5 protein-coding genes and 2 pseudogenes are annotated in these 6179 nt (G+C 66.2%); 1 reads left to right on the top strand and 6 read right to left on the bottom strand.

What is annotated here, in order from left to right; genetic code table 11:
- The 6 genes and pseudogenes from EAW56_RS06940 to EAW56_RS06920 all read right to left on the bottom strand — a co-directional run.
- The coding region (locus tag EAW56_RS06940) for a thermonuclease family protein (RefSeq protein WP_147453262.1) at positions 1 to 373 on the bottom strand (373 nt) is incomplete at its 3' end.
- A gap of 11 nt (positions 374 to 384) precedes the next feature.
- Positions 385 to 750 (bottom strand): hypothetical protein, encoded by a 366-nt coding sequence (locus tag EAW56_RS13010; RefSeq protein ID WP_244213379.1) that lies wholly within the window; start codon positions 748 to 750, stop codon positions 385 to 387.
- A gap of 260 nt (positions 751 to 1010) precedes the next feature.
- Positions 1011 to 1112: pseudogene (locus tag EAW56_RS13005) on the bottom strand (DUF1648 domain-containing protein); the annotation flags it as partial.
- Positions 1113 to 1418: 306 nt separating this feature from the next.
- Positions 1419 to 2404 (bottom strand): annotated as a pseudogene (locus EAW56_RS06930) (IS481 family transposase).
- Positions 2401 to 3645 carry an MFS transporter gene (locus tag EAW56_RS06925; RefSeq protein ID WP_122085835.1) on the bottom strand — a complete coding sequence of 415 codons (1245 nt, stop codon included), beginning with the start codon at positions 3643 to 3645 and terminating at the stop codon, positions 2401 to 2403. The pseudogene EAW56_RS06930 and the gene EAW56_RS06925 overlap by 4 nt, the downstream one beginning before the upstream one ends.
- Complete coding sequence (locus EAW56_RS06920; protein ID WP_095545877.1) at positions 3642 to 5294, bottom strand: ATP-binding cassette domain-containing protein; 1653 nt, start codon at positions 5292 to 5294, stop codon at positions 3642 to 3644. The genes EAW56_RS06925 and EAW56_RS06920 overlap by 4 nt, the downstream gene beginning before the upstream one ends.
- Before the next feature lie 345 nt (positions 5295 to 5639).
- On the opposite strand from EAW56_RS06920, the gene EAW56_RS06915 reads away from it, so the two are divergent.
- Positions 5640 to 6152, top strand: a complete 513-nt coding sequence (locus EAW56_RS06915) for a hypothetical protein (protein ID WP_095545876.1) — start codon at positions 5640 to 5642, stop codon at positions 6150 to 6152.
- Positions 6153 to 6179: the final 27 nt, after the last annotated feature.

Genomic DNA, 6179 nt, shown 5'->3' with positions numbered 1-6179 from the left:
TCGGCTCGTAGGTGACTGCGCGAGCCAAGCCCTCGGCGGCGAGCTGCTCGTTGACGAATATCTCGCCGGCGAAGACAGCGGCAAGCTCGCGGCCGTAGCGGTCCTGGCGCTCCTCGTCGTGCTCGAGGCGCACGCGGGTGCCCGGTGGGGCGAGCTCGGTAAGGCGGTCCGTGGCCTTCTGGTAGAGGCACTCACCCCGTTCAGGAGTGTCGATGTTGAGCAGGCGGACGCGCACGGTCTCCCCGTCGCGGTCGACGTCGAGGGTGTCGCCGTCGACGATCTTGGTCACCGTCGGCTGGTCCTGTCCGGGAAACTGGCAGGCAGTCAGGACAGCGACGGCGAGGACCGTGGCGATGAGGCGGAGCGGGCGCATAGCAGTCTCGCTTACATGACGGCGGCGAAGACGACGCAGGCCACTATGGATGCCGCGAGCGCGATGCCCATCCGCCACAGGTACCGGCGGCTGTGCTGGTGCGCCGTGTTGATCTGCAGCTTGCTCGGGTTGGACGGGAATACCGCGATCGGCGCCGGGTCCTGCGGCTCGCTGTAGATGCCCATGCCGCCGGCGTAGCGGAAGTGCTCGTTGCGGGTCTGCTCGTCTTGGTCTGTCGGGAGTGCTTCGACCTGCTTGCTGGCACTGACAGTAAACGCGATGGCGAGCACCACGACGCCGATGGTGAACGCCGCCCAGGCCACAGGCAGCAACCGCCAGACGGAGCGAGACTGGTTGACGAGAGCACAGAAACACACAAGCACACCGCCATGCCGAGGACGGTTTGGGAGACGAAGGTCGCTGTCTTGTCGGTGAGCAATTCGGCACGTTTTGCGTTGGCCTCCGAAAGAGGAATCGGGGAGGTGTGTGGCACATCCGCAGTACGGCGAACCAGGGAACGCGGCGGTACGCAGCAGGCAATAGCAACGGACACAGCCGCGCCAATCCACACCAGGGCGGTTGCGCCAAGGAAGGATTTCGGCGTGTAACCGTCCGCGTTGCCGGAGCCATCGAAGTGCACCGGGATCGGATCCGGAACGGTGTCCCATCGCAGCAATACGTACGCCAGCGTGGCGAGGTAGAAAAACGCGGTGGCCGCGTAGTAGTGGCGAGGTTGCATGGGGCGAGCGTAGCAGAGGAATCGGTGGAGGCTGACAGACGGAGCTAGCTCCGTATGTGGGGTGCGGGTTTGGAAAACCCCTGGTGGTGGGTCGGTGTGTCGGGCAGATGGCGCTAGCTCCGTTTGTGGAGAGCCGCGGCCAAAACGCCTGGCGCGGGTTGGCGGTTCAGCTAAACGGAGCTAGCTCCGTTTGCACGATGCCGCCACCAAAACGCCTGGTCGTGAGTTGATGGTTTGGCTAAATGGAGCTAGCGCCATTTGTAGACCGCCGCGGCTAAAACCACAGGTCGCGGTTCGGTGTGTCGGCTAGATGTACTGCTCGGGGACGTTGAGCAATCGTGAGAACGGCGGCTGGTTGTCGCAGGCCGTGTGCGGGCGGTGCTGGTTGTACTGGTGCAGCCAATCCGGCAGGGCGTCGCGTCGTTCTTGCTCGCTGGTGTAGCAGCGGGCGTAGGCCCACCCGTCGGCCATGGTCCGGTGGAAGCGCTCTACCTCGCCGTTGGTCTGCGGCCGGTACGGGCGCGTCCGCTTCGGGGTGATCGAGAGGGCCTCGCGGGTGTCCCGCCATAGGTGCGAGCGATAGGCGCCACCGTTGTCGGACAGCACCCGCTCCACGGCGACGCCGCGATCGGCAAACCACGCCACAGCCCGATGCAGGACCCCGACCGCGGTGACGGCGGTCTCGTCGGCGTGGAACTCGGTGTACGTGACGCGGGAGTGGTCGTCAATGACGGTGTGCACGAACGCGTACCCGAGCCTGGGGTTGTGCCCCTTGCTCTTCGGCTTACCCGGTGTCGCCGTTCGGTTGTGGTCGCCCTGGCGGCGGCCGACGTAGCGCCAGCCGCCGCCGCCGGGGATGTTCCCGAGCTTCTTCACGTTCACGTGGACCAGGGAACCGGGGTGGGGGTGTTCGTACCGGCGGATCGGTTCGCCAGTCTCGCGGTCCACGTAGGAGAGCCGGTTCAGTCGGGCACCGGCCAAGATGCGGTGGACGGTCGAGGGCGCGATGCCGAGTCGGGCGGCGAGCTGCACGGGCCCTCACGCAGCCGTATCCGCAGGCTGACGCACCGCTTCGTCGTCGCCTTGTCCGTCTTGTTCGGTGAGGTCTTCGGTCGGGACGAGCGATCCTGCATCGACTCGCCGGCGCGATAGCGGTCGACCCACCTCTTCACGGTCGGCCAGGAGACCTGGAAGCGGGCGGCGACTTCGCTGATGGGCCAACCGTCGTCGACGACGAGCTGGGTCACCTTGAACCGATGGCGAGGTGTCAGGGTGGCGTTGGCGTGCATCACTCCTCACCTGCTGCGACGGGCGTCGTCCGCGGCGTTCGGAGTTGCCCCAGGACTGCAAGGAGGATCGTCGTGGCGAGCGGCACGAGTCCGGCGGCGATGAACAAGCTGGCAGCGGCGATGTGTCGGCTGAGGAGTCCGGTGAGTGCGATGGACAGTGGCATGAAGGCGATGGAGATGAAGAAGTCGAGGCTGGCGACTCGGCCGAGCATCTCCAGCGGTACGTGTTCCTGCAGGACCGTGCCCCAGATGACCATCCCGACTCCGATCGACGCACCGTAGACCGCGAGTCCGGCGCTGATGATCCACGGATTGTTGGTGAGCGCGGGGATGGCCAGTGGAAGGCAGCCGAGTGCCCATGCGCTGACCATTACGGGCAGGAAGTGTGAGGGGGTGGGCCATGAGCCGGCGACGAGGGAACCCACCAGACCGCCGACGCCCAGAGCTCCGAGGACGACTCCGTACACAGCCGGACCGTTGTCATGGGTCGAGCGTATGAGCGCGGGCAGGAGAACATCCAGCGGGCCGGTCACGGCCAGGCCCATGGCGGCCGCCAACAGCACGCTGGAGCGAACCCAGCGCGTGCGGGCGACGTAGCCGAACCCGTCGAGCAGATCCCGCAGCGCAGAGGTGGCCGGAGCTTCGGCGTCGGTCTCGGCTGAGCAAGGGGCAGGAAGCCGCAGGGCGGCGATCAGGGCGAGTCCGAGCGCGCCGGCGATGAGGTACCCGCCCGCGGCGGGCACGCTCGCGCCGATGACGGCACCGACGACGCCGGGGGCGAGGGTCTGTCCTACCAGCGGCCGGGTGGTCCCTTCGAGCCCGTTGACGGCCATCAGGTCGTCGCTTCCCACGAGGACGGGCACGAGCGCGGTGTAGGCCGGGAAGAAGAAGGCGGTCGAGACGCCGATGACGAACGCGGACACTGCCAGCATCCAGAAAGTGGCCGCGTCGAAGATGGCGGCGGTGGAGGTCGTCGTCGAGGCGGCGAGGTTGACAGTGAGGACGCCGACGATGATGGACTTCTTGGCGACGCGATCCGCAAGTACCCAGGCGGGCAAGGATCCTGCGAGCAGGCCGATGCCGCTCCACGCCACGACACTCGACAAAGTGGCCGCCGTGGCGCCCAGGTCGAGGGTCTGCATGGCTAAGTAGAGGGCCCAGGCGCCCTGGGCGAAGACGGTGAGCACCATCGCTGCAAACAGCGGTCGGTAGCCGGGGACGGACAAGGGGCGAAGGGGGTTCATGGCAGGTCCTTTGGGGCAAGGCTGAGGTGGGGCCAGTCAGTGAGGTCGTTGAGCATCTGCCGGTCGTGCGTGGCGACGATCGTGGCGCAGGAGGTACGCAGGAGCTCGGTGGTGATGTCGTCGACGAGGCTCGATGACAGATGGTTGGTGGGCTCGTCCAGGAGCAACAAGTCCGGGTCCACCGCCAGGCACATGGCCAGATGGAGACGGCGTTGTTGCCCTTGCGACAGGTGCCCCACGAGTGTGCGGGTTGCCGCGGGCTCAAGCAGCCCGAGTGAGCCGAGGGAGGGTGCCTGTGATCGGCGGCCCTGCGTGGCCAGGTACGTCTCGTAGACCACGTGTGCGGGGAGGGCGTCGTCCCAGTCAGGGACCTCTTGAGACAACAGGGCGACGCGCACCCTCGGGTTCACCCGCAGCTGACCTGTACTTGGGGCCAGTCGCCGACCGAGAAGCCCCAACAGTGTGGACTTCCCAGCACCGTTCGGCCCGGTGACCACCAACCGGTCTCCACCGCTGATGTCCACCGAGACCGGGGTGGTCAACTGGCCAGTCACGGTGAGCATGGAGCCGTTGACGATGTTCTGACCGGTCCGCGCTGTCGATATGGGCCATGCCAACCGCAGCGGTGGCTCTGGCACGTCGATCTGATGACGCTCCAGGTCCACGATGCGGCGGTTGAAAGCCTGGACCACCCCGGCAGCGCGCGTGGCCCGTTGGTGCTTGCCCGTTCCCTTGTCGGGTCGCCAACCGCCTTGCGACAGGCGGGAGCGTGCGTCGGCGGCGGCGCGGGTCAGTTCCTGATGCCGGGCGACCTGGGCGGCATGGTCTTGCTCCCAGGCGGCCCGTTCTCGTTGCCGCCCTTCGATCCAGCCCTCGTAACCGCCCGCGTAGGTGCGCGGAAGGCCATCGCGGGTCGGGTCGAGGTCCAGGAAGCTGGTCGCCACATCGCGCAGCAGGGCGCGGTCGTGGCTGACTAAGGCCAGGCCACCGGGGTGGTCCCGCAGGCGCTCAGTCAGGAAGGACAGCCCTGCAGCGTCCAGGTGGTTGGTGGGCTCATCCAGCAGCAACAGGTCAGGGGACGATCCGAGGGCGACCGCCAGCCGTACCCGGTACCGCTGGCCGACCGACAAGGTCGACAGGACCCGATCGCGGTCGCTACAGGCGTTCAGGCCCGCCAGGGCGATGTCAACACGGCGGTCTGCATCCCAGGCTTCCAGTCGCGTGGCCGCCTCGAGTGCGGCGGAATAGGCGTCGGCCGCGTCATCGCCCGCGGCCAGCGCCGCGGTAGCCACGTCGAGGGCCTGCAGTGCGGCTCTGGATTGGGTGGTCGCCTCGGCAATGAGGTCACCGACCGTGCGATCGCCCTCGGTGGCCATGTCCTGCTTGACCAGGACGAGGGAACCCACCCGGGTCACCACTCCCGAGTCTGGTTTCAAGATCCCCGCCAGTATATGGAGCAAGGTGGTCTTGCCCCGGCCGTTGTCGCCGACGATCGCCAGTCGCGACCCGGTGGAGACGGTGACGTCAGTCTCCCTCAGCAGCGGCCTGTCGCCGAGTGTCAGGTGGAGTGATTCAGCGCGGATGTGTGCAGCGGGCCCTTGGGATGTCCCGATCCAGGCACATGACTTTAAAGGTTCTGTGGTTGGCATTGCGTACTCTCAGCTCGTCATGGAGCCGGGCACCACGAAGCGGCCGCCCGGCAGATGGCCAGGACGGCAGACGAGAGGTCATAAGGGGTCCCGCCGCCGTCAGCGGACGGAACGCAGCTTCATCGAGGCGATTCCTGAGTACATGCGGCTGAGCATACAGAGCCCGGGCGATGCCACGCAAGTCAACTAACGTCCCCGGTCAGTACAGCCGGATGGCGCTAGCTCCGTTTGCAGGACGCCGCGACCAAAACGCCTGGTCGCGAGTCGGCGGCGCAGCCAGATGGAGCTAGCGCCATTTGCAGCGCACCGAAACACACAACCCCAAACCGATAGACGAAATAAGCGATGTCTGCTAAAAACAACAGTATGGATTCGGGGAGGAAGCAAGAGCTGGCGAACAAGCTCATGGACAGAAAGTGCGAACAAGATTGGCTCGCGTACCGCAGGTGCCCGGCTGCGTTTCGTAAGGTCTCAACGCGTTTTTTCATCAATGTGGCTGAATGGAAGCAGCTGCGCTATCACGAAAAACGATGGCTGGCGGCTTACGCGGTCGGTTGTACTGTGCCGAAAGCCGTGTTGTCCGGGCGATCGGCGGCGCGCATTCTCGGTATCTGGGTGATTGCGACGACGCCGGAACAAGTAGAGCTGGTATCGCAGCGAGGGAAGGCACCTTCTCGGAAGCAGTGGCCGTCGGGCGTGGTGTACCGGGATAGGTCGCCAGGAAATGCTGCACCTCGCAGCTTCGATCGTCTCCGCACGACGGACCTGATGACAACCGTGTTCGAGATCGCCCTGCGCCACGGCTTCGCAGAAGGGCTCGTTGCGATGGACTGGCTGCTCCGCGAGGGGAGGCCGTAGCCGGGCTGGGCCCTTTCCGCGGCATCG

Origin of the sequence: Corynebacterium gottingense (assembly GCF_003693265.1) — a bacterium.
Taxonomy (GTDB): domain Bacteria; phylum Actinomycetota; class Actinomycetes; order Mycobacteriales; family Mycobacteriaceae; genus Corynebacterium; species Corynebacterium gottingense.
This window is presented reverse-complemented; position numbering and strand designations above follow the sequence as displayed.

Bases quoted from the DNA above. Each gene is read 5' to 3' on its own strand.
- EAW56_RS06925 (WP_122085835.1), bottom strand. From the start codon at position 3,645: ATGAACCCCCTTCGCCCCTTGTCCGTCCCCGGCTACCGACCGCTGTTT.
- EAW56_RS06920 (WP_095545877.1), bottom strand. From the start codon at position 5,294: ATGCCAACCACAGAACCTTTAAAGTCATGTGCCTGGATCGGGACATCC.
- EAW56_RS06915 (WP_095545876.1), top strand. From the start codon at position 5,640: ATGTCTGCTAAAAACAACAGTATGGATTCGGGGAGGAAGCAAGAGCTG.